The sequence below is a fragment of the Streptomyces sp. NPDC058464 genome, assembly GCF_042721035.1.
GTDB lineage: Bacteria > Actinomycetota > Actinomycetes > Streptomycetales > Streptomycetaceae > Streptomyces.
The window spans coordinates 226,035-246,880 of the sequence record NZ_JBHXMA010000007.1; the positions used below are offsets into that span (position 1 = coordinate 226,035).

The following is a 20,846-nucleotide window of genomic DNA, read 5'->3' on the forward strand; positions in this document are numbered from 1 at the left end:
GCGCATCGCTCGGCGCACGGCCGCACAAGGGGGCGCATGGCCAATATGGTCGGGGCATGACGACCGAGGCTGTCTCATTCCCCCGCCGGCACGCCCGCACCCAGCGTTTCACGCTCGGCGCGCCGCGCGCGTTCACCGTGGCCCCCGACGGCTCCCGCGTGGCGTTTCTGCGCTCCGGCTCCGGCACGGACCGCGCCAACTCCCTCTGGATTCTCGATCTGCCGAGTGGCGAGGAGCGACTCGCCGCGGACCCGCGCACCCTGCTCGGCGGTGCCGACGAGCACCTCTCGCCCCAGGAGCGGGCCCGCCGCGAACGCAGCCGCGAAGGCGGTGCCGGCATCGTCGGCTACGCCACCGACGCGGCCCTGGAGTTGGCGTCTTTCGCCTTGTCAGGGCGGCTTTTCACGGCCGAGCTCAGGGTCGGCACGGCGCGCGAACTCCCGGTCCCCGGGCCGGTGATCGACCCGCGCCCGTCCCCCGACGGCCGTCATGTCGCGTACGTCGCGGAGGGTGCCCTGCGCGTGGTGGGCGCCGAGGGCGAGGGCGACCGGGCACTCGCCGAGCCGGAGTCGGAACAGGTCACCTACGGATTGGCCGAGTTCATCGCGGCCGAGGAGATGGGGCGTTCGCGCGGCTTCTGGTGGTCGCCGCAGTCCGACCGGCTGCTCGTGGCGCGCGTGGACGACACGCCGGTACGGCGGTGGTGGATCGCCGACCCCGCCCACCCGGAGCGTGAGCCACATCATGTCGCCTATCCGGCGGCGGGCACCGAGAACGCGGACGTACGCCTGTTCGTGCACGACCTCGCCGGGGCGCGCACGGAGGTCTCCTGGGACCGGGCGCGCTATCCGTACCTGGCGCATGTGCACTGGTCAGAGGCGGGTGCCCCGCTGTTGCTCGTACAGGCGCGCGACCAGCGCAGTCAGCTGTTCCTGGCCGTCGACCCGGGGTCGGGGGCGACCCGGATGGTGCACGCCGACGAAGATCCAACATGGCTTGAACTTTTCGGTGGGGTGCCCTGCTGGAGCCCCTCGGGACAGCTGGTCCGGATCGCCGACGAGGGTGGCGCCCGGGTGCTCGCGGTGGGTGAACGGCCGCTCACGGGACCCCAGTTGCACATCCGTGCGGTGCTCGACGTGACCACCGATGACGTGCTGGTTTCCGCGTCCGCCGGCGAGGAGGCCGAGTCCCCCGAGATCGGCGAGGTGCACGTCTACCGCGTGAACGAACTCGGCGTGGAGCGCGTGTCGCAGGAGCCCGGCGTGCACACGGCGGTGCGCGCCGGGGGCGTGACCGTACTGGTCTCCGCCACCCTGGAGAGCCCGGGCGCCCGGGTCCAGGTACTGCGCGACGGAAAGCACCTGGCGACTGTCACGTCATACGCCGAAGACCCCGATTTGTCCCCGCGCGTGACGCTCACCGCGGGGGGCGCACGCCGAATTCCGTGCGCCGTGCTTATGCCACAGGACTACCACGGGGACACTCCCCTTCCGGTTTTGCTCGACCCGTACGGGGGTCCGCACGGCCAGCGCGTGGTCGCCGCCCACAACGCCCACCTCACCTCCCAGTGGTTCGCCGACCAGGGCTTCGCGGTGATCGTCGCCGACGGGCGGGGCACCCCCGGCCACTCCCCGGCCTGGGAGAAGTCCATCAAGGACGACATCGCGGCGATCGTCCTCCAGGACCAGGTCGACGCCCTCCAGGCGCTCGCCGCCGACTTCCCCCTCGACCTGACCAAGGTGGCGATCCGCGGCTGGTCCTTCGGCGGCTACCTCGCCGCCCTCGCGGCCCTGCGCCGCCCCGACGTCTTCCACGCGGCGGTGGTGGGCGCCCCGGTGACCGACCTGCGCCTGTACGACACCCACTACCAGGAGCGCTACCTCGGCCACCCGGCCGAACAGCCGGACGTCTACCGCCGCAACTCGGTGATCGACGACACCGGCCTGGTCGACGCCGCCGAACCGCACCGCCCGATGATGATCATCCACGGCCTGGCGGACGACAACGTGGTGGTGGCCCACTCCCTGCGCCTGTCCAGCGCCCTCCTGGCGGCAGGCCGCCCGCACGAGGTCCTGCCCCTGTCGGGCGTGACCCACATGACCCCACAGGAACAGGTGGCGGAGAACCTCTTGCTGCTCCAACTGGACTTCTTGAAGCGGACCCTGGGCATCGCGCCCCTTTAGGGGCGCGGGGAACTGCGCGATCAGCCCCCACCCGCCCGCACACGGCAACGGGCCGGAGCGACATGGCGCGCTCCGGCCCGTTTACGGCACCCGCACGGCCGTACGCTGTTAAGCGTGCCGCGTCCGTATATCGAGACCGGGTCGGTGAAGTTGCCTGCGTGTTAACGCGATTGACCCCGCTTCATGCCCTTATGCACCCCCCTCGCCAAGATCGTCCGGCGGCTCCTCCGGCGGAACCACCTGCTTCTCTTCAGCAAAGTGGCAGGCCGAGTCATGCGCCGCCGGCCCCGAAGCGAGCCGGAACACCGCGGGCACCGCGAGCAACGGCACCTCCAGCGCGCACCGCTCCTGCGCCTTCCAGCACCGCGTGCGGAACCGGCACCCCGACGGAATGTTCGTCGGCGACGGGACGTCCCCGCTCAGGATGATCCGCTCCCGGTGCTCCCGCGCCTCCGGGTCCGGTACCGGCACCGCGGAGAGCAGCGCCTGGGTGTAGGGGTGGGTCGGGTGGTCGTAGATCTCCTCGTCCTTGCCGATCTCCACGATCCGCCCGAGGTACATCACGCCGACCCGGTCCGAGATGTGCCGCACGATCGAGAGGTCGTGCGCGATGAAGACGTACGACAGGTCGAAGTCGTTCTGGAGCCGGTCCAGCAGGTTGATCACCTGGGCCTGCACGGACACGTCGAGCGCGGACACCGGTTCGTCCGCGACGATCACCTCGGGGCGCAGCGCCAGCCCCCGTGCGATGCCGATGCGCTGGCGCTGGCCGCCGGAGAACTGGTGCGGATAGCGGTTGATGTACTCGGGGTTGAGCCCCACGACGTCCAGCAGCTCCTGGACCCGCCGGCGCCGGTCGCCCTTGGGGGCCGCCTCGGGATGGATCTCGTACGGCTCCCCGATGATGTCGCCGACGGTCATGCGGGGGTTGAGGGAGGTGTAGGGGTCCTGGAAGACCATCTGGATGTTGCGGCGGACCGCCTTGAGGGCACGACCGCCCAGCCTGGTGATGTCCTCGCCCTTGTACTTGATCAACCCCGCCGTCGGCCGCTCAAGATTGACGAGCATCTTGGCAACTGTTGACTTGCCGCAGCCGGACTCCCCGACGATGCCGAGGGTCTCTCCTTTGTTGAGCGTGAAGTCAACACCGTCAACGGCCTTGACGGCACCGATCTGCTTCTTGATCAAGATGCCCTGGGTCAGGGGGTAGTGCTTGACCAGTCCACTCACTTCCAGGATCGGCTCAACCGTCGCGTCAACCATTGAGGCACTCCCTCCAGAAGTGACAGGCGCTGCCCCGGTGCCGGTCCACCTCGTACAGCGGTGGCTCGTCGGTGCGGCACACGTCCTGGGCCATGGGGCAGCGGGGGTTGAAGGCGCAGCCCGGAGGGATGTTCATGAGGTTGGGCGGCAGGCCCTTGATGGCGTAGAGCTCCTGGCCCTTCTGGTCGAGGCGCGGGATGGAGTCGAGGAGTCCGCGCGTGTAGGGGTGGGCCGGCGCCTTGTAGATGTCGTGCACGGGCGCGGACTCGACGATCCGCCCGGCGTACATGACGGCGATCCGGTCGGCGACGTCCGCGACCACGCCCAGGTCGTGGGTGATCAGGATCAGCCCCATGCGGTACTCGCGCTGCAACTCCGCGAGCAGGTCCATGACCTGGGCCTGCACGGTCACGTCCAACGCGGTCGTCGGTTCGTCGGCGATGATGAGCGCCGGTTCCAGGGCCAGCGCCATGGCGATCATGATGCGCTGGCGCATCCCGCCGGAGAACTGGTGCGGATAGTCCCGCACCCGCTGGGCGGCGCCCGGGATCCGCACCCGGTCCATCAGCTCGACGGCCTTGGCCCGCGCGTCCTTCTTCGACATCCCGCGGTGCACGACGAACATCTCGGCGAGCTGGTCGCCCACGCTCAGCACCGGGTTCAGCGCCGACAACGCGTCCTGGAAGATCATCGCCATCTCGGCGCCCCGGATCCTCCGTCTCTCCTCTTCCTTCAGTTTCAGCAGGTCGCGCCCCCGGAAGAGGATCTCGCCCCCGCCGATCCGCCCGGGCGGCATGTCGAGGATCCCCATGACGGCCTGGGCGGTCACCGACTTGCCGGACCCCGACTCGCCCAGCACGGCCAGCGTCTCCCCCTCGTCCACGGCGTACGAGACGCCGTTGACCGCCTTCGCGACCCCGTCTCGTGTCCGGAACTCCACGTGCAGGTCGCGCACTTCGAGCAGCACGGCGGCGCTCACCTCAGCTTCGGGTCGAGGGCGTCGCGCACCGCGTCGCCGAGCATGATGAAGGCCAGGACGGTGAGCGCGAGGGCTCCGGAGGGCCACAGCAGCGCGTGCGGGGCGTTGCGGATGTAGGGCGAGGCGGCGGAGATGTCGATGCCCCAGGAGACGCTGGGCGGCTTCAGCCCGACGCCGAGGTACGACAGGGTCGCCTCCAGGGCGATGTAGGTGCCGAGCGCGATGGTCGCGACGACGATCACGGGCGCCACCGCGTTCGGCGCGATGTGCCGGAGCAGGATGCGGGAGTTGGAGGCACCGAGGGCGCGGGCCGCCTGGACGTAGTCGTTCTGCTTCGCGGTGATCACCGAGCCGCGGGCGATCCGGGAGATCTGCGGCCAGCCGAGCAGCACCATGAACCCGATGACCGGCCAGACCGTATTGCTCGTCACCACCGAGAGGAGGACGAGACCGCCGAGGACGACCGGGATCGCGAAGAAGACGTCGGTGATCCGGGAGAGCACCGAGTCCCAGAACCCGCCGAAGAACCCGGCGAGCCCGCCGAGGACCGACCCGAGCAGTGCGACCCCGAGGGTGGCACAGACGCCCACCGTGACGGACGTACGGGCCCCGTAGACGGTCCGCGTGTAGACGTTGCAGCCCTGTCCGTCATATCCGAAGGGAGCGCCCGGCTGGGAGCCCTCCTGGGCCTTGGCCAGGTCGCACTTGAGGGGGGAGCCGGAGGCGATCAGGGACGGCCACAGGGAGATGACGACGAGGAAGAGGATGACGAGGGCGGAGACGATGAAGACCGGGTTGCGCCGCAGGTCCCGCCACGCGTCGGACCAGAGCGAGCGCGGTCTGGCCGCCGGCCCGGTGCCGAGCGGCCCGCCCGGTGTCCTCTCCAGCGTCTGCGCCTCGCTCGTCGCGAGGTCCATCGCCCCGCCCGCTCCCGTCCCCGCGATCGCCCGGTCGGGCTCGAACGGCTGCTCAGGCATAGCGGATCCTCGGGTCGAGTACGGCGTAGAGCAGGTCCACCAGGAGGTTGGCCACCAGGAAGACCAGGACCAGCACGGTCACGAAGCCCACCACCGTCTGCGTGTTCTGCCGCAGGATCCCCTGGTAGAGCTGGTAGCCGACGCCGTGGATGTTGAAGATCCGCTCGGTGACGATCGCGCCGCCCATGAGCGCGCCGATGTCGGTGCCGATGAAGGTGACGACGGGGATGAGGGAGTTGCGCAGCAGGTGCCGGGTGATGACCCGGCGTCTTGGCAGCCCTTTGGCGATGGCCGTACGGACGTAGTCGCTCCGTTTGTTCTCGGCGATGGAGGTGCGGGTCAGCCGGGTGACATAGGCGAGCGACACGGAGGCGAGCACCAGCCCCGGCACGATCAGCTCGCCGAAGGTGGCGTCCGGGGAGACGGAGGGTTTGATCCAGCCCCACTCCACGCCCAGCAGCAGTTGGAGCAGCAGGCCGGTGACGAAGGTCGGTACGGAGATGACGACCAGGGTGGCCAGCAGCACACCGGTGTCGACGGGCCGCCCGCGCCGCAGACCGGTCACCACACCCAGCGTGATGCCGATGACGATCTCGAAGAGGATGGCGACGATCGTCAGCCGGATGGTGACGGGGAACGCGGTGGACATCAGCTCGGTGACCGGCTGCCCGTTGAACGCCGTACCGAAGTCGCCGGTGAAGACGTTCCCCATGTAGGTGAGGTATTGCTGCCACACCGGCTTGTCGAGTCCGAACTCCTTCTTCAGCTGGGCGGCGGTCGCCGGATCGCACGCGCGCTCACCGCACAGTCCCGCGATCGGGTCGCCCATGACATTGACCATGAGGAAGATCAGCAGCGTGGCCCCGACGAACACCGGGATCATCTGGAGCAGCCGCCGGACGACATAGCGCCCCATGCCGGTTCAGCTGACCTTGATCTCGTTGTAGACGGGGACGCTGAACGGATTGAGGGCCACGTTCGACAGCCGCTCGGAGTAGCCGGCGCTGCCGTTCTGGTACCAGAGCGGAATGGCGGCCATGTTGTCGCGGACGACCCCTTCGGCCTGCTGGAAGGTGGACACGGCCTTGGCGGTGTCGGTCTGGCCGTTCGCCTGGTCGACGAGTTCGTCGAAGTCCTTGTCGGACCACTTGCCGTCGTTGGAGGAGGCGTTCGTGTAGTAGAGCGGCTGGAGGAAGTTCTGGATGAGCGGGTAGTCCATCTGCCAGCCCGCGCGGAACGGTCCGGTCATCTTGTGCTGCCCGATCTGGTTCCGGAAGTCGGCGAAGGTGCCGATCGGATTCCCGACACACGCCTTGTCGTTGCCCAGCGCGTTGTTGATGGAGTTGCACACGGCGTCCACCCACATCCTGTGCGAGCCGGTGTCGGCGTTGTACGTGATCTTGAGCTGTCCGCCGGGCAGTCCCCCGCCCTCCTCGATGAGCTTCTTGGCCTGGGCGGGGTCGTAGTCGCAGGCGCTCCCGCACAGCCCTTCCTTGAAGCCGCCGGCCGCGCCGAGCACGGGCGAGGTCCAGTCGGTGGCCGGGGTGCGGGTGTTCTGGAAGATGGTGTCGGTGATCTGCTTCCGGTTGATGGCCATGGAGATGCCGGTGCGGACCTTGTCCGAGCCGCTCTTGTTCCAGGCGCTGTCGTAATAGGGGAAGGCGAGCGTCTGGATGATGCCGGCCGGGGTGTTGATGTAACGGTCACCGAGGTCGTTCTTGACGTTCTTGAGCTGCGAGGCGGGAACGTCGTCGACGAGGTCCAGGTTGCCGGCGATGAGGTCGGTGTAGGCGGTGTCGTTGTCCGTGTAGACCTTGAGGGTCACCCCGGCGTTCTGCGCCTTGTCGGCGCCGGGATAGCCGTCCCACTTCTTCAGGGCCATCTGCGAGCCCTTGGTGTACGACTCGATGCGGTACGGCCCGTCGCCGACCGGTTGCTTCAGCCAGCCGGCGTGGTCGGTGAAGAAGGACTGCGGCAGCGGGGCGAAGGCCGCGTAGCCGAGGGTGTCGGGGAAGCTGGAGAACTTCTGGTCGAGTGCGACGGTGAAGGTGCTGTCGTCGACGACCTTCAGGCCGGAGAGCGTGTCGGCGCTCTGCGAGCCGGTGTCCGGGTGGACCTTGTCGTAGCCCTGGATGTAGCCGAAGAAGTAGGCGTTCTTCTGGTTGTTCCTGAGACTCGCTCCGTAGTTCCAGGCGTCGACGAACGACTTGGCGGTCACCTTCTCGCCGTTGGAGAAGGTCCAGCCGTCCTTGAGCGTGATCGTGAAGTTCTGCGAGTCGCTCGTGTCGATCTTCTGGGCGAGCATGTCCGTGGCCTTGCCGGTCTTCGGGTCGTACTTCTTCAGACCCCGGAAGATCATGTCGAGGACCTTGCCGCCCTGGACCTCGTTGGTGTTGGACGGCTCCAGGGGGTTCTGCGGGTCACCCCAGGAGGAGCTGAGCACGCCGCTCCCGCCTCCGCCGCCCCCGCCGCTGCCGCCGCCCCCGCAGGCCGTGGCGGCGAGCGCCACCACCACCGCGCAGGCCGCCCCTCGGGCGTGCGTGGCTGAACGCATGGCGTGCCTCCTCCGTGATCCATGAATGATCCGCTATCGGTCAATATCGACCCGATAGCCCCATATCGCTCACCCATCGCCCCGAACGGAGGCCTCCTGGCGGCCCCATGCCGACCTTTAGGGTGACACCTCACCCGATTGCGGACGCCCCTCCAGGGCCCCCTTGAGGATCTTGTGAAGGCGACGCAATGGATCTCCGCGCAACGATGCCGAAACGTTGGATTGCGACCCGGCGATGTACGCATTTCGGCACCCAGGCGTCCGCATAACGAACTCCTTGCCCGATTCGCCCAGTTCGCCCGAACTAAAGCACGGTGCGATTACGAGGCGCTACCCGCGTAGCTACGGAACGGTCAAGTCGAGGCAAAGAAAGTAAAGAGAAGCCCAAGCCGACCGAGAATTTATTGACCTTGAATGAATTGCGTTGAAAAAGTCCGGCGTAGCCCGTAGGGGAGCGTGCCCTGCGGAGTCATCAGACCCCCTTGGGCCAGGAGCACCATGACCCCCCCAACTCCATCCGCGGCTGCCCCGCTCGAGGTGACCGACGAGACCGAGAAGAAGTCGATCACTTCGGACGGCTCGAAGGGCGCCGAGAGCAGGTCCCCGGGACAGCTCGCGTGGCGCCGCTTCAAGCGGGACCGCACGGGCGTCATATCCGCGATCATCGTGATCTTCTTCTTCGTGATCGCGCTGGCCGCCCCGCTCATCGCCAAGCTGTACGGGAAGGATCCGTACACCACGTACGGGCTGAACACGCCTGGACTGCTCGGGGACAACAGCTTCCCGGTCAAGCCGAACGGCGGCATCAGCAGCGACTTCTGGTTCGGCATCGAGCCCCAGCTCGGCCGCGACATCTTCACGTTCCTGCTGTACGGGATCCGCAACTCCCTGTTGATCGCCACCGCCATCACGGTGCTCGTCGTGATCATCGGCGTGGTCGTCGGCATCACGGCGGGTTACGCGGGCGGCAAGACGGACTGGTTCATCGGGCGTGTCATCGACATCCTGCTGGCCTTCCCCTCCCAGCTGTTCTTCGTGGCGTTCACCCCCGTGGTGCTCGCCCTCTTCGTGACACCCGAGGAGAACACGCCGACCTGGCTCATCGTCGCCTGCCTCGTCGGCCTGCTGACGCTCTTCGGCTGGGCCTCCATCGCCCGACTGCTGCGCGGCCAGGTGCTGGCCCTGCGGGAACGGGAGTTCGTCGAGGCTGCCAAGGTCACGGGGGCGTCTCCGGCCCGCATCATCTTCAAGGAGCTGCTCCCCAACCTGTGGACGCCGATTCTGATCCAGGCGACCCTCAACCTGCCGCTGATGGTCACCACGGAAGCAGGCCTCGCGTTCCTCGGCGTCGGTATTCAGGACCCGACCCCCGACTGGGGTGTCATGATCGGCAACGCCGCCAAGTACTACCAGGACGACATCACCTTCCTGCTCTTCCCGGGCCTCGCGATGGTGATCTTCGTGCTGGCGTTCAACCTCCTCGGTGACTCGGTGCGTGACGCCCTCGACCCGAAGACCAAGCGCTGACCGTCCGGCCCTCTTCAGGACCACGGCAAAGACGCCGGGTGCCGGACTTCTCTCATCAACTCTCTTCATAGGCAGGATTGCGATGTCCTTCTCGCGCAGAAACTTCCTGATAGCCACCGGTGTCGCGGCCGCGGCGGGTTCCGTGCTGACCGCGTGCAGCAGCGGTGACTCCAGCAGCGGGGGCACCAGCGGTGGCAAGCAGGAGGCCGCCAAGGCTCAGACCACGACGGTCAAGATCGGCACGGCGGAGGACTCCAAGGGCCCGGCTCCCGAGGTCGCCGGCGCGAAGAAGGGCGGCAAGGTCTCCCTTCTGAACGACGACGACTTCTCGCACCTCGACCCGCAGCGTGTCTACTACGCCTGGAACTCCCTCGCGGTCATCGTCATCAACCGCGCCCTGACCGGCTACAAGATCGCGGACGACGGTTCCCAGACCCTCGTCGGCGACCTCGCCACCGACACGGGCACGATGAAGGACGGCGGCAAGACCTGGTCCTTCACCCTGAAGGACGGCGTCAAGTGGGAGGACGGCTCCGACGTCACCGTCGACGACGTCCGCCACGGTTTCGAGCGTGCCTTCGCCAGCTACATCACCGAGGGCGCCATGTACGTCCAGTCGTGGCTGACGGGCTCCACGGACTACCGCAAGTCCTACTCGGGTCCGTACTCGGGCAAGCACCTGAAGTCGATCACGACGAGCGGGAAGACCATCACCTTCCACCTCTCCGAGGCTCGCCCGGACTTCAACTACGTCGTCGCGATGCAGACGTACGCGCCGACGCCGGTGAAGCACGACACCAAGCAGGACTACGACAAGAAGCCGTTCTCCAACGGCCCCTACAAGGTCAAGTCGCACGTCACCGACAAGTCGATGGTCCTGGTCCGCAACGAGCACTGGGACCCGGACACGGACCCGATCCGGAACGCCTACCCGGACGAGTTCGACTTCACCTTCGGTATCGAGCAGCTGACGGCGATCGACCGGCTGCTGGCGGACTCCGGCAACGACCAGTACGCCGTCTCCTGGCGCACCATCCCGCAGGAGCGCATCCAGAAGGCGCAGACGGACGCCAAGGACCGCATCTTCCAGGGTCTGAGCAGCGGTGTCAGCGTGTACTGGATCAACACCACGCGGGTTGCCGACAAGGACGTCCGCGAGGCCATCATCAAGGCCTGGCCGACCGCCTCGATCCGTCAGCTCCAGGGTGGCTCGGTCCGCGGTGACTACGCGACCGGCATCATGAGCCCGCTCGTCGCCGGCTACAAGTCGCAGGACGTCTGGGGCAAGCTGAAGAACCCGGCGGGCGACGCGGCGGCCGCGAAGAAGATCCTGGAGAAGGCCGGCAAGACCGGCACCAAGATCGTCTACGCGTACCAGCAGGACGACACCCAGGCGAAGATCAAGGTCGTCGTCGAGAACGCCCTCAAGGCGGCCGGCTTCGACGTCGTCACCAAGGGCATCGACTCCACCACCTGGTACGACCAGACCGGCAAGGTCGACAACCCGTACGACATCTACTGGGGTGGCTGGTCCTCCGACTGGCCGACCGGTTACTCGGTCTTCCAGCCGCTGTTCGACAGCAAGGCGATCGCCGACGGCGGCTCGAACTACTCGCACCTGAAGGACCCGGCCGTGGACGCCGCCATCAAGGCCGCCACCGCCGAGACCGACAACGACAAGGCCAACGCCATGTGGGCCGCCCTGGACAAGCAGGTCACCGAGGACGCCGCGTTCATCCCGGACGTCTACATGCGTCGTCTGTACCTGCACGGCTCCAAGCTCGGCAACGTCAAGATGGACCCGAACTTCGACGGCTGCATGCTCTACAAGCTGTACGTCAAGGCCTGATCCATCACCTGAGAGGTGGGGCGGCTCCGGCCGCCCCACCCTCGGCTCGTCCACCGGGCCGCCGGTCACCCCCGATCCGGCCCGATCCGCACGACGGCCCTCCCAGGAAAGCCACTCCCCATGCTTCGCTTCCTCGTCCGCCGGCTACTCGGCGCCGTGATCACGCTGCTGATCATCAGCGCGATCACGTTCATGCTCTTCTACGCGGTGCCGCGCGACCCGGCCCGGATCGCCTGCGGCAAGCTCTGCACGCCGGAGACGCTAACGCTGATCCGCCACAACATGGGGATCGACCAGCCGCTGCCGGTCCAGTACTGGCACTGGCTCGAGGCCATCTTCGTGGGACGGGACTACTCGTCCTTCGGCCACTGCAACGCCCCTTGCCTGGGCTACTCGTTCGTGAACCGCGAGCCCGTCCTCTCGACGATCCTCGACCGGTTCCCGACGACCTTCTCGCTGGCCATCGGCTCCTCCGTCGTGTTCCTCTTCTTCGGCGTCGGTGCCGGCATGCTCGCGGCCGTGCGGCAGGGCAAGGCCACCGACAAGATCGCCAGCAGTGCCTCGCTCATCGCCTCGTCGATGCAGATCTACTTCGTGGGCACGCTGGCCCTGTACTTCTTCGTGTACCAGTGGCACATCCTCGACCAGCCGTCGTACACGAACTTCACCAGCAACCCGGTCTCCTGGTTCAACGGGCTGCTGCTGCCCTGGCTGGTGCTGGCGCTCATCTGGACCGCCAACTACACCCGAATGACGCGCTCCCAACTGGTCGAGACGCTTTCGGAGGACTACGTACGTACGGCCCGCGCCAAGGGTATGTCCGCTCGGAACGTCTTCTTCCGCTTCGCCTGGCGCGGCGCCATGGGCCCGATCGTCACCATCTTCGGTATCGACATGGGCGTGCTGCTCGGCGGCGCGATGATCACCGAGAAGACCTTCAGCCTCCAGGGCATCGGCCTGCTGTCCGTGAAGTCGGTGCAGACCAACGACCTGCCCATGCTGCTCGGCGTCATGGTGATCACGGCGTCCTTCGTGGTCATCGCCAACATCGTCGTCGACGCGGTCTACGCCCTGATCGACCCGCGGATCCGGCTCGCCTGACCCCGCCCCACCCCTCGCTACCCCCCGCATCACCCCCTCTGGAGCGTCCCCGTGACGAGCACCGATCAGCAGCCCTTCCTGTCCGTCAAGGACCTGAAGGTGCACTTCTCGACCGAGGACGGCGTCGTCAAGGCCGTCGACGGCCTCTCTTTCGACCTCGCGCGCGGCAAGACGCTGGGCATCGTGGGTGAGTCGGGGTCCGGCAAGTCGGTCACCAACCTGACCATCCTGGGCCTGCACAACCCGGACAGCACCACGGTCGAGGGCTCCATCGAGCTGGACGGCCAGGAGCTGAACGGCGCCCCGGAGAAGACGCTGGAGCACCTCCGCGGCAACAAGATGGCGATGATCTTCCAGGACGCGCTCGCCTCGCTGTCGCCGTACCACACCATCGGCACCCAGATCGCCGAGGTGTACCGCAAGCACAAGGGCGTCTCCAAGAAGGAGGCCCGCGAGCGGGCCATCGAGATGCTCCGGCGGGTCGGGATCCCCCAGCCCGAGATGCGCGTCGACGACTACCCCCACCAGTTCTCGGGCGGTATGCGCCAGCGCGCGATGATCGCCATGGCCCTGGTCTGCGACCCCGAGCTGCTGATCGCCGACGAGCCGACCACCGCGCTCGACGTGACGGTCCAGGCCCAGATCATGGACCTGCTCAAGGACCTCCAGAAGGAGTTCGGCACCGCGATCATCTTCATCACCCACGACCTGGGTGTGATCGCGGACATCGCCGACGAGGTGCTGGTCATGTACGGCGGCCGGTGCGTGGAGCGAGGCACGAAGAAGGAGGTGCTGAGCGCCCCTCAGCACCCGTACACGTGGGGCCTGCTGGCTTCCATGCCGAGCCTGGACGGCCCGGTGGACGTCCCGCTGAACCCGATCCCGGGTTCCCCGCCGTCCCTTCTCAACCCGCCCTCGGGCTGCCGTTTCCACCCGCGCTGCGCCTTCGCCGAGAAGGTGGACGGCAACCGGTGTGCCACGGAGAGCCCGGTCCTGGAGATCGTGGACGGCCGGGGCAAGGCCTGCCACCTCACGGACGAGCAGCGGGCCGAGTACCTCGCCGACCTGACCGCGGCCAAGCAGCACTGACGTACAAGAGACGGGACATCACCACCATGAGCAGCACCACTCCCCTCCTGGACGTCTCCGGGCTGACCAAACACTTCCCGATCAAGGGCGGCTTCCCGATCCGGCGCACGGTCGGCGCGGTCCAGGCCGTCGACGGCGTGGACTTCCAGGTCGCCGAGGGCGAGAGCCTGGGCCTGGTCGGCGAGTCCGGCTGCGGCAAGTCCACGACCGGCCGGCTGATCACCCGCCTGCTGGAGCCGACCGACGGCAAGGTCACCTACCGGGGCCAGGACATCACGCACGCCAGCCGCAAGGAGCTGGCGCCGGTCCGCTCCGAGATCCAGATGATCTTCCAGGACCCGTACGCCTCGCTGAACCCCCGCCACACGGTCGGCAAGATCATCTCCGGTCCGATGGAGATCAACGACATCAACCCGGCCGGCGGTCGCGAGAAGCGGGTCCGCGAGCTGCTGGAGATCGTCGGCCTGAACCCCGAGCACTTCAACCGCTTCCCGCACGAGTTCTCCGGCGGCCAGCGGCAGCGCATCGGCGTGGCCCGCGCCCTGGCCCTGGAACCGAAGCTGATCGTCGCCGACGAGCCGGTCTCGGCCCTCGACGTCTCCATCCAGGCCCAGGTCGTGAACCTTCTCCAGAAGGTCCAGAAGGAACTGGGCATCGCGTTCGTCTTCATCGCCCACGACCTGGCGATCGTGCGGCACTTCTCACAGCGCGTCGCGGTGATGTACCTCGGTAAGATCGTCGAGATCGCCGATCGCGAGGACCTGTACGACAACCCGCGCCACCCCTACACGCGGGCCCTGCTGTCCGCCGTGCCCGAGGCGACGGTGGAGGCGGAGCCGCGCGAGCGGATCCGCCTGGTCGGAGACGTCCCGTCGCCGATCAACCCGCCGTCCGGCTGCCGCTTCCGCACCCGCTGCTGGAAGGCGACGGAGAAGTGCGCGACGGAGGCACCGCCGCTGGTCCAGGCCGACGGCAACAAGCCCGGCCACCTCACCGCCTGCCACTACCCCGAGGCACGGGACACGGTTCCCGCCCCGCGCCTCTCCGAGGACCCCGAGGCAGCGGCCTGACACACCCCTTTTCCGTCAGCCGCCGCCTGCGGATCGGACTTTCACCGGCCCATTGACCCGAGCCCTGAACGTCCGCTCCAGGGGAGCAAGGGCCCGCACCTCCCCAGGTGCGGGCCCTTCTCATGGCCACTGCGCGCTCTCACGGACGACTGGCACGGCTCGTCCGCGAGACGCACGAGCCACGGCAAGAAGACAGCCCGACGCTCACTCCTCGACGAACAGCTCCGCGGCGTCGGTGACGTGCATGGCACGCTGGGCCCAGACCTCAAGCTGGTCCAGGTCGGCGGAGGCGTCCACCCGCTCGCGCACGGCGTCACTCACCGGAACACCCCGCCACTCCAGAAGCCGCAGAACCATCTCGGCACGCTCCTGGACACGCCCCTGCTCGCGGCCTTCTTCTCGGCCTTCTTCTCGCCCTTCCTCGCGTACCTGCTCCGCCAGCGGGTGCCGCCAGAAGTACTGGATCGCCGTCATCAGGTCCCTCCACATCTGCTTCGCCCGGGGATCGACCAGGCACGAATCGACGAACTGCACGAACACCGCGGCACTGTCACGGTCGATGGTCTTCAGGGCGGCTGCCAGCGACTCCAGTATGGCCGGGGCCTGCCGCCCCCGCCCATGCGTCATGGCCGACAGCACCGCAAGAGGTACGTCCCGTACCGCCTCCCGCTCGTCCGCGATCACCGGAACGCTGTCCGGCCCCAGCACCAACGGACGCACGATCAACGACTCCCACCCCGGAAAACCGAGCTGGATCGGCTGCGCCGCCCACTTCGCCGTAGCCCTGCTCTGCGTGATCACGATCAGCACCGGCTCGCACCGGTACTTCTCGTACAGGTACGACAGGTAGTACGGCCAGCTCCCCCGCTTCCGGTCATCCGCCTTCCCCTGCGACTCGACGACCAGGAGATACGTCCCCTCGTCCGTCTCCGCCCGCAACAACGTGTCCACCCGACGCTCGACCGGCTCGATCTCCGTCAGATCCACGTTCATCGCCGCGATCTCCCGAGGCTCCGGAAACGGCACGCCCAGCACCCGCTGTAACGCATGCGTCAGCAGCCCCGGATCCTTCTGGAAGATCCGATGCAACGCCTCATGCGACGACCCCACCATCACGCCACCCCCAACTCGCACCACACGAACTTGCCCCGCTCCCCGAACCGAGCCGACGGCTGCCAGCCCCAGCCGTCCGCACACGCGACCACCAGCCCCAACCCCCGCCCCGCCTCTTCGAGGCCCGTCACCACCTCCAACGACCCCGGCGGCTCCGGAGGCACGGGATCCGCATCCCACGCCCCGATCCACACCACACCCTCCGGGGAGCGCCGCACCCGCAGCGCGGCCGGACCCTTCGTGTGCCGCACGGCATTCGACACCAACTCCGCCGCCAGCAGCTCCGCCGTGTCCACCAGGCCGATGAGCCCGTGCATGGTCAGGATCAGGCGCAGGGTGCGACGGGAGATCGTCACCGCTCTCAGGTCGTTGGGCACGTAGAGCGTGTAGTCCCAGGTCTCGGGCATGCGTCATCAACTCCGGTCGATGGGAGGGGATTTCACGCACGGTGGCATCGCCGCACGAGAACGGTGCGGTGCACTTCCGCAGCGTGTGCGTTACGTCACCGACAGTAGGGGTCAATTTTGGCACCACGCAAGTCGTTGCCATAATCTGGCGCTCGAACGAGTCACTGCCTCTGGGCAGCCGGGGTGGAGGAGGACGCCATGCCACGCAGGCAGCAGGCCACCGCACGTCAGCAGCGGCTGGGTGCTGAGCTGCGGAAATTGCGCGAAGCGGCGGGGCTCAGAGGTCGCGACGCCGCCGAACTGCTGGGAACCGACTCCGCACAGGTGAGCCAGTTCGAAGCCGGTCTCGCCGGCGTCAGCGAGGCACGTGTACGCAGGATCGCGGCCCACTACGCCTGCACGGACCAGGAACTGGTCGACGCCCTCGCGGCGATGGCCGCCGATCGGACACGCGGTTGGTGGGAGGAATACCGGGGGCGCCTGCCCTCGTCGTTCCTGGACCTGTCAGAACTGGAGTACCACGCCACCTACCAGTGGGACGTGGAGTTCCTCTTCATTCCCGGGCTTCTCCAGACCGAGGACTACGCACGCGCGCTCTTCTCGTCCCGTGTTCCCCAACTCCCCGAAGAGGAGAGGGAGCTGCGTGTCCGGCACCGCATGCAGAGACGCGTCATCCTGGAGAAGGCAAGGCCCGCGCTGTACGAGGCCGTGATCCACGAAGCGGCGCTGCGCATGATGGTGGGAAGCCGCACCGCCGCACGATCTCAACTCCTCCGGGTGCTGGAGCTTTCCGAGGCCGAGGGCACCTCGGTACGCGTGATCCCCTTCGATCTGGAGCACTTCATCGACCTGGGTGCCGCCATGGTGTACGCCGGAGGCGCCGTCCCCAAGCTGGACACCGTCGTACGAGACGGTCCGCACGGCACGGGCTTCGTCGACTCCGAGGCACAGCTGGGTGTGTTCCGAACACACTTCCGTAGATTGGAGTCGGCATCACTCGACCCGGGCCGGTCGCGTGACTTCATCCACAGGCTGACGAAGGAGCCGTGAGGCACCCATGACCGACCTCGACAACTGGCGCAAGTCGTCCTACTCCGGCGGCGGCGACGGCAACGCCTGCGTCGAGGTCGCCCCTCACCCCACCCACATATCCGTCCGCGACTCCAAAACCCCCGCCAGAGCCACCCTCACCTTCCCCGCCGCCGCCTTCGCCGGGTTCCTCGCGGCGCTCAAAGTCCGCGGCTCTGCAGGAAGTTGATAGAAGCTCAAGAAGAACGCCGTTCCTGACCCCACGTTCAACATCATGTGGCACACTGCCGCGGTGGTCGATCATTCGTACGCGGATCTCTCGCTCGCCGCGCTCTACGACAGCCTCAACCCGTGGGGGCCGGGTGACGACTTCTACCTGGACCTGGTGATGGCCGCCGGGTCCGTGCTCGATGTCGGCTGCGGTACCGGGCGGTTGCTGCGGCGGGCCCGCGGGGAGGGGCACGGCGGGCGGCTCGCGGGGCTCGATCCCGCCGCCGCGATGCTCGTGCAGGCACGGCGCGAAGAGCCCGCCGTCGAGTGGGTGCTGGGCGATCTGCGGAGCCGCCGCTGGGACGCCGACGACTTCGACCTCGTCGTGATGACCGGCCACGCGTTCCAGGAGCTGCTCGGGGACGAGGAGTTGGGGGCGGCGCTGGCCGCGGTGCGCAGTGCGCTGTCCGCGACGGGCCGCTTCGTGTTCGAGACCCGTAACCCCGACGCCCGCGCCTGGGAGGGCTGGACCCCCGACCGCGTGCGGCACCTCACCGACCCGGTCGGCCGCGCCGTCCGGGTCTGGCACGAGGTCCAGGGGGCGCCGAGCGGGGAACGGGTGACCTTCACCGAGACGTACGAGGGCGGGGCCTGGGCGCAGCCCCAGGTGTGCCGGTCCACCCTGCGCTTCCTCGGAACCGATGCCCTCGCCGCCCGCCTCGCCGGTGCCGGTCTGGAGGTCGCCGAGCAGTACGGCGACTGGGCGCGCGGGCCGGTCACCTCCAAAAGCCCCGAGATCATCACCGTCGCGCGGCGCGCCTGAGGCCCGCGGCCTCCCGGGAGCGGTCGGCGTCCGTCCGGCCCGCGCCGGCGTTGTTCTCCTGCCGCTTCCGCAGCTGCCTCAGGACCAGCCAGAACAGGACGACCTGGACGATGCCCGCGACGGCGTGGACGGACGGGGCGTACGTGTCGGGGCCGGGGCTGTGGTCGTCGTAGCCGAAGACCACCGCGCCGAGGAGGAACAGGACCGTCGTCACGACGCCCGAGGGGAAGGTGATGACGGTGACGGCCGCGGCCGCGGCGTCCAGGCCGTGTTCGACGCTCAGGTAGTCGAGGCCGAAGACCGTCACCAGGTACGCCAGGGCGAGGAGCGCTCCCGTCCTCCGGGACGGGAGCGCCGTGGTTCCGGCTTCCGTGCTCGTCATGCGTCGTCCAGGGTGTGATGCGGGCGGATCAGGCCCCTGAGGTTACCGACGGGCTCTGACCAGGGTTTCTCCGCCCCGTCGCATGAGTGCTCTAGTTCTCCTCCTCCAGCGCCGCCAGCGCCGGATCCAGCACGATGTCCTCGTCCCGGGCCTCCGTCGTCGGGTCCTCCGGGAAGTGGCAGGCCGTGAGGTGGCCCGCCCGGTTGCCGGAGATCTGGACCAGCGGGGGTTCCTCCGTCGCGCACTTGTCCTGGGCCTTCCAGCAGCGGGTGCGGAAGCGGCAGCCGGACGGCGGGGAGATGGGGGACGGGACGTCGCCGGCCAGGCGGATGCGTTCGCGGCCGGCCGAGTCGGCGTCGGCCGTGAGGTTGACCTCGGGGACAGCGGACAGCAGCGCGTGGGTGTAGGGGTGGCGGGGGCGGGTGTAGATCGCCTCCCGGTCGCCGACCTCGATGATCTTGCCGAGGTACATCACCGCGACGCGCTGCGAGAAGTGCCGTACCACCGCCAGGTCGTGCGCGATGAACAGGAACGCGATGCCCAGTTCCCTCTGGACCTCCTGGAGGAGGTTGACCACCTGGGCCTGGATGGAGACGTCGAGGGCCGAGACCGGCTCGTCGGCGACGATCAGCTTCGGCTCCAGGGCCAGGGCGCGGGCCACGCCGATGCGCTGCCGCTGGCCGCCGGAGAACTCGTGCGGGAAGCGGTTGTAGTGCTCGGGGTTCAGGCCGACGATCTCCAGGAGTTCCCGGACCCGCTTCTCGCGGCCGCCGTCCGGCTCTATCCCGTTGATCTCCATCGGGCCCGAGATGATCTTGCCGACCGTCTGGCGCGGGTTCAGCGACGAGTACGGGTCCTGGAAGATCATCTGGATCTCGGAGCGGATCGGCGCCAGTTCCCTGCGCGACGCGTGGGTGATGTCCTGGCCGCGGTAGCTGATCGCGCCGTTCGTCGGTTCCAGCAGGCGGGTGATCAGCCGGCCGGTCGTGGACTTGCCGCAGCCCGACTCGCCGACCAGGCCGAAGCTCTCCCCCACCCGCACGGTGAGGTCGATGCCGTCCACGGCCTGGACGTGCCCGATCGTGCGCCGGATCGGGAACCCGCCCTTGACCGGGAAGTACTTGGTCAGGCCGGAGACCTCGAGGAGCGGTTCACCGGCAGTCGCCTCGCGCGGGGCGGGAAGGACCATGTCCTGGGTCATGACGTGTCGTCTCCTAGCCCAGACCGGGCTTGATCTCTTCGAGGAAGATGGTGCGTTTCTGGTCCGCCGTGAGGTGACACGCCGAGGAGCGGTCGGGGGCCAGCAGGGGGCGTTCGGTGACACAGCGGGCGCCGCCGACCCGGTCCTGGAAGGTGCAGCGGGGGTGGAAGCGGCAGCCGGAGGGCGGGGCCAGCAGGGAGGGCGGGGTGCCGGGGATCGGGTTCAGCGGCGTGGCCAGGTCGGAGTCCAGGCGCGGCATCGAGTTGAGCAGGCCCCAGGTGTACGGGTGCTGGGGCGCGCGCAGGACCTCGTCGGTCGTGCCGCGCTCCACCGCGCTGCCCGCGTACATCACCATGATGTCGTCGGCCATGTCGGCGATCACCCCCAGGTCGTGGGTGATGAAGATGATGCCGGATCCGAACTCCTGTTGCAGGTCCTTGAGCAGGTCCAGGATCTGCGCCTGGACGGTCACGTCCAGGGCGGTGGTCGGCTCGTCGGCGATCAGCAGGTCGGGGTCGCAGACCAGGGCCATGGCGATCATCGCGCGCTGGCGCATGCCGCCGGAGAACTGGTGCGGGTAGTCCTTCGCCCGTTCCTTCGGGTTGGGGATGCCGACCTTGGCGAGCATCTCGACCGCCCGGTCCCAGGCCGCCCGCTTGGAGGCGCCCCGGTGTTTCATGAACGGCTCGGCGATCTGCCGGCCGACCGTGTAGTACGGCGACAGTGCGGTGAGCGGGTCCTGGAAGATCATGGCGACCTTGTTGCCGCGCAGCTTCTCCAGTTCCGACTCGCGGGCGGTGATCAACTCCTGGCCTTCCAGGAGGATCTCGCCCTCGACCGTGGTGAACTGCGGGTTGTGCAGGCCGAGGACGGTCAGGTTGGTGACCGACTTCCCGGAGCCCGACTCGCCGACGATCCCGAGGGTCCGGCCCCGCTCCACGTCGAACGACAGCCCGTCGACGGCCCGGACCACGCCGTCCTCGGTCTTGAAGCTGACGTGCAGGTCCCGCACCGAGAGGAAGGCACCCGCGTCGGCCGGTGCGGGGGTGCCGGCGTCCTTGGTCAGAGTGGTCACGACGGTTCTCCTCT

General features: G+C 68.1%; 19 protein-coding genes. 9 read left to right on the forward strand and 10 right to left on the reverse strand.

Going from position 1 to position 20,846, the window contains the following annotated elements:
• Positions 1–56 precede the first annotated feature (56 nt).
• Complete coding sequence (locus ACFWPQ_RS12705; protein WP_384032640.1) at positions 57–2,183, forward strand: prolyl oligopeptidase family serine peptidase; 2,127 nt, start codon at positions 57–59, stop codon at positions 2,181–2,183.
• Positions 2,184–2,372: 189 nt separating this feature from the next.
• Here ACFWPQ_RS12705 and ACFWPQ_RS12710 read toward each other — a convergent pair whose 3' ends face one another.
• Genes ACFWPQ_RS12710 through ACFWPQ_RS12730 form a run of 5 tightly spaced genes read right to left on the reverse strand, consistent with a single transcriptional unit; the run spans position 2,373 to position 7,956 of the window.
• Complete coding sequence (locus ACFWPQ_RS12710; RefSeq protein WP_384032642.1) at positions 2,373–3,446, reverse strand: ABC transporter ATP-binding protein; 1,074 nt, start codon at positions 3,444–3,446, stop codon at positions 2,373–2,375.
• The gene (locus tag ACFWPQ_RS12715) at positions 3,439–4,413 is read right to left on the reverse strand and encodes an ABC transporter ATP-binding protein (RefSeq protein WP_384032719.1); all 975 of its coding nucleotides are present in this window, start codon (positions 4,411–4,413) and stop codon (positions 3,439–3,441) included. The genes ACFWPQ_RS12710 and ACFWPQ_RS12715 overlap by 8 nt, the downstream gene beginning before the upstream one ends.
• Positions 4,414–4,421: 8 nt before the next feature.
• Complete coding sequence (locus tag ACFWPQ_RS12720; RefSeq protein ID WP_384032644.1) at positions 4,422–5,402, reverse strand: ABC transporter permease; 981 nt, start codon at positions 5,400–5,402, stop codon at positions 4,422–4,424.
• Positions 5,395–6,318 (reverse strand): ABC transporter permease, encoded by a 924-nt coding sequence (locus ACFWPQ_RS12725; RefSeq protein ID WP_361292143.1) that lies wholly within the window; start codon positions 6,316–6,318, stop codon positions 5,395–5,397. The genes ACFWPQ_RS12720 and ACFWPQ_RS12725 overlap by 8 nt, the downstream gene beginning before the upstream one ends.
• 6 nt (positions 6,319–6,324) lie before the next feature.
• On the reverse strand, positions 6,325–7,956 hold the full coding sequence (locus tag ACFWPQ_RS12730) for an ABC transporter substrate-binding protein (protein ID WP_384032646.1): 1,632 nt from the start codon (positions 7,954–7,956) through the stop codon (positions 6,325–6,327).
• Between the two features lie 537 nt (positions 7,957–8,493).
• Here ACFWPQ_RS12730 and ACFWPQ_RS12735 point away from each other — a divergent pair.
• The 5 genes from ACFWPQ_RS12735 (at position 8,494) to ACFWPQ_RS12755 (ending at position 14,592) form a co-directional block, all read left to right on the forward strand.
• Entirely contained in the window at positions 8,494–9,483 is a 990-nt protein-coding gene (locus tag ACFWPQ_RS12735) for an ABC transporter permease (RefSeq protein WP_384032648.1), read from the forward strand.
• 82 nt (positions 9,484–9,565) lie between these two features.
• Positions 9,566–11,332: an ABC transporter substrate-binding protein gene (locus tag ACFWPQ_RS12740; protein ID WP_384032650.1), complete on the forward strand. Its 1,767-nt coding sequence runs from the start codon at positions 9,566–9,568 to the stop codon at positions 11,330–11,332.
• 120 nt (positions 11,333–11,452) lie between these two features.
• Positions 11,453–12,433, forward strand: a complete 981-nt coding sequence (locus ACFWPQ_RS12745) for an ABC transporter permease (protein WP_384032652.1) — start codon at positions 11,453–11,455, stop codon at positions 12,431–12,433.
• Positions 12,434–12,484: 51 nt separating this feature from the next.
• Positions 12,485–13,522, forward strand: coding sequence for an ABC transporter ATP-binding protein (locus tag ACFWPQ_RS12750; protein ID WP_384032654.1), 1,038 nt, complete (start codon positions 12,485–12,487; stop codon positions 13,520–13,522).
• Between the two features lie 26 nt (positions 13,523–13,548).
• The gene (locus tag ACFWPQ_RS12755; RefSeq protein ID WP_384032656.1) at positions 13,549–14,592 is read left to right on the forward strand and encodes an ABC transporter ATP-binding protein; all 1,044 of its coding nucleotides are present in this window, start codon (positions 13,549–13,551) and stop codon (positions 14,590–14,592) included.
• Positions 14,593–14,796: 204 nt separating this feature from the next.
• Here the strand turns inward: ACFWPQ_RS12755 and ACFWPQ_RS12760 are convergent, their stop codons facing one another.
• Together ACFWPQ_RS12760 and ACFWPQ_RS12765 are read right to left on the reverse strand one after the other, a co-directional pair.
• A complete protein-coding gene (locus tag ACFWPQ_RS12760) occupies positions 14,797–15,705 on the reverse strand; it encodes a hypothetical protein (RefSeq protein WP_384032658.1) in 909 nt (302 codons plus the stop codon).
• Positions 15,705–16,112 (reverse strand): ATP-binding protein, encoded by a 408-nt coding sequence (locus tag ACFWPQ_RS12765; protein WP_384032660.1) that lies wholly within the window; start codon positions 16,110–16,112, stop codon positions 15,705–15,707. Before ACFWPQ_RS12765 ends, ACFWPQ_RS12760 begins: the two co-directional genes overlap by 1 nt.
• Positions 16,113–16,310: 198 nt before the next feature.
• Here ACFWPQ_RS12765 and ACFWPQ_RS12770 point away from each other — a divergent pair, with 198 nt between their 5' ends.
• The 3 genes from ACFWPQ_RS12770 to ACFWPQ_RS12780 are packed head-to-tail and all read left to right on the forward strand — an operon-like array spanning position 16,311 to position 18,174.
• On the forward strand, positions 16,311–17,162 hold the full coding sequence (locus tag ACFWPQ_RS12770; RefSeq protein WP_384032662.1) for a helix-turn-helix domain-containing protein: 852 nt from the start codon (positions 16,311–16,313) through the stop codon (positions 17,160–17,162).
• A gap of 7 nt (positions 17,163–17,169) precedes the next feature.
• Positions 17,170–17,370 (forward strand): DUF397 domain-containing protein, encoded by a 201-nt coding sequence (locus ACFWPQ_RS12775; protein ID WP_384032664.1) that lies wholly within the window; start codon positions 17,170–17,172, stop codon positions 17,368–17,370.
• 45 nt (positions 17,371–17,415) lie between these two features.
• On the forward strand, positions 17,416–18,174 hold the full coding sequence (locus ACFWPQ_RS12780) for a class I SAM-dependent methyltransferase (protein ID WP_384032666.1): 759 nt from the start codon (positions 17,416–17,418) through the stop codon (positions 18,172–18,174).
• Here ACFWPQ_RS12780 and ACFWPQ_RS12785 read toward each other — a convergent pair.
• From ACFWPQ_RS12785 to ACFWPQ_RS12795, 3 genes are all read right to left on the reverse strand, one after another.
• Positions 18,152–18,556, reverse strand: a complete 405-nt coding sequence (locus tag ACFWPQ_RS12785; RefSeq protein ID WP_384032668.1) for a hypothetical protein — start codon at positions 18,554–18,556, stop codon at positions 18,152–18,154. The two genes, ACFWPQ_RS12780 and ACFWPQ_RS12785, sit on opposite strands and share 23 nt — an antisense overlap.
• A 91-nt stretch (positions 18,557–18,647) precedes the next feature.
• Positions 18,648–19,757 carry an ABC transporter ATP-binding protein gene (locus ACFWPQ_RS12790; protein ID WP_384032670.1) on the reverse strand — a complete coding sequence of 370 codons (1,110 nt, stop codon included), beginning with the start codon at positions 19,755–19,757 and terminating at the stop codon, positions 18,648–18,650.
• A gap of 13 nt (positions 19,758–19,770) precedes the next feature.
• Positions 19,771–20,832, reverse strand: coding sequence for an ABC transporter ATP-binding protein (locus ACFWPQ_RS12795; protein WP_384032672.1), 1,062 nt, complete (start codon positions 20,830–20,832; stop codon positions 19,771–19,773).
• Positions 20,833–20,846 lie beyond the last annotated feature (14 nt).

Bases quoted from the DNA above. Each gene is read 5' to 3' on its own strand.
- ACFWPQ_RS12705 (WP_384032640.1), top strand. From the start codon at position 57: ATGACGACCGAGGCTGTCTCATTCCCCCGCCGGCACGCCCGCACCCAG.
- ACFWPQ_RS12710 (WP_384032642.1), bottom strand. From the start codon at position 3,446: ATGGTTGACGCGACGGTTGAGCCGATCCTGGAAGTGAGTGGACTGGTC.
- ACFWPQ_RS12720 (WP_384032644.1), bottom strand. From the start codon at position 5,402: ATGCCTGAGCAGCCGTTCGAGCCCGACCGGGCGATCGCGGGGACGGGA.
- ACFWPQ_RS12725 (WP_361292143.1), bottom strand. From the start codon at position 6,318: ATGGGGCGCTATGTCGTCCGGCGGCTGCTCCAGATGATCCCGGTGTTC.
- ACFWPQ_RS12730 (WP_384032646.1), bottom strand. From the start codon at position 7,956: ATGCGTTCAGCCACGCACGCCCGAGGGGCGGCCTGCGCGGTGGTGGTG.
- ACFWPQ_RS12740 (WP_384032650.1), top strand. From the start codon at position 9,566: ATGTCCTTCTCGCGCAGAAACTTCCTGATAGCCACCGGTGTCGCGGCC.
- ACFWPQ_RS12745 (WP_384032652.1), top strand. From the start codon at position 11,453: ATGCTTCGCTTCCTCGTCCGCCGGCTACTCGGCGCCGTGATCACGCTG.
- ACFWPQ_RS12755 (WP_384032656.1), top strand. From the start codon at position 13,549: ATGAGCAGCACCACTCCCCTCCTGGACGTCTCCGGGCTGACCAAACAC.
- ACFWPQ_RS12760 (WP_384032658.1), bottom strand. From the start codon at position 15,705: ATGGTGGGGTCGTCGCATGAGGCGTTGCATCGGATCTTCCAGAAGGAT.
- ACFWPQ_RS12765 (WP_384032660.1), bottom strand. From the start codon at position 16,112: ATGCCCGAGACCTGGGACTACACGCTCTACGTGCCCAACGACCTGAGA.
- ACFWPQ_RS12770 (WP_384032662.1), top strand. From the start codon at position 16,311: ATGCCACGCAGGCAGCAGGCCACCGCACGTCAGCAGCGGCTGGGTGCT.
- ACFWPQ_RS12775 (WP_384032664.1), top strand. From the start codon at position 17,170: ATGACCGACCTCGACAACTGGCGCAAGTCGTCCTACTCCGGCGGCGGC.
- ACFWPQ_RS12780 (WP_384032666.1), top strand. From the start codon at position 17,416: ATGTGGCACACTGCCGCGGTGGTCGATCATTCGTACGCGGATCTCTCG.
- ACFWPQ_RS12785 (WP_384032668.1), bottom strand. From the start codon at position 18,556: ATGACGAGCACGGAAGCCGGAACCACGGCGCTCCCGTCCCGGAGGACG.
- ACFWPQ_RS12790 (WP_384032670.1), bottom strand. From the start codon at position 19,757: ATGACCCAGGACATGGTCCTTCCCGCCCCGCGCGAGGCGACTGCCGGT.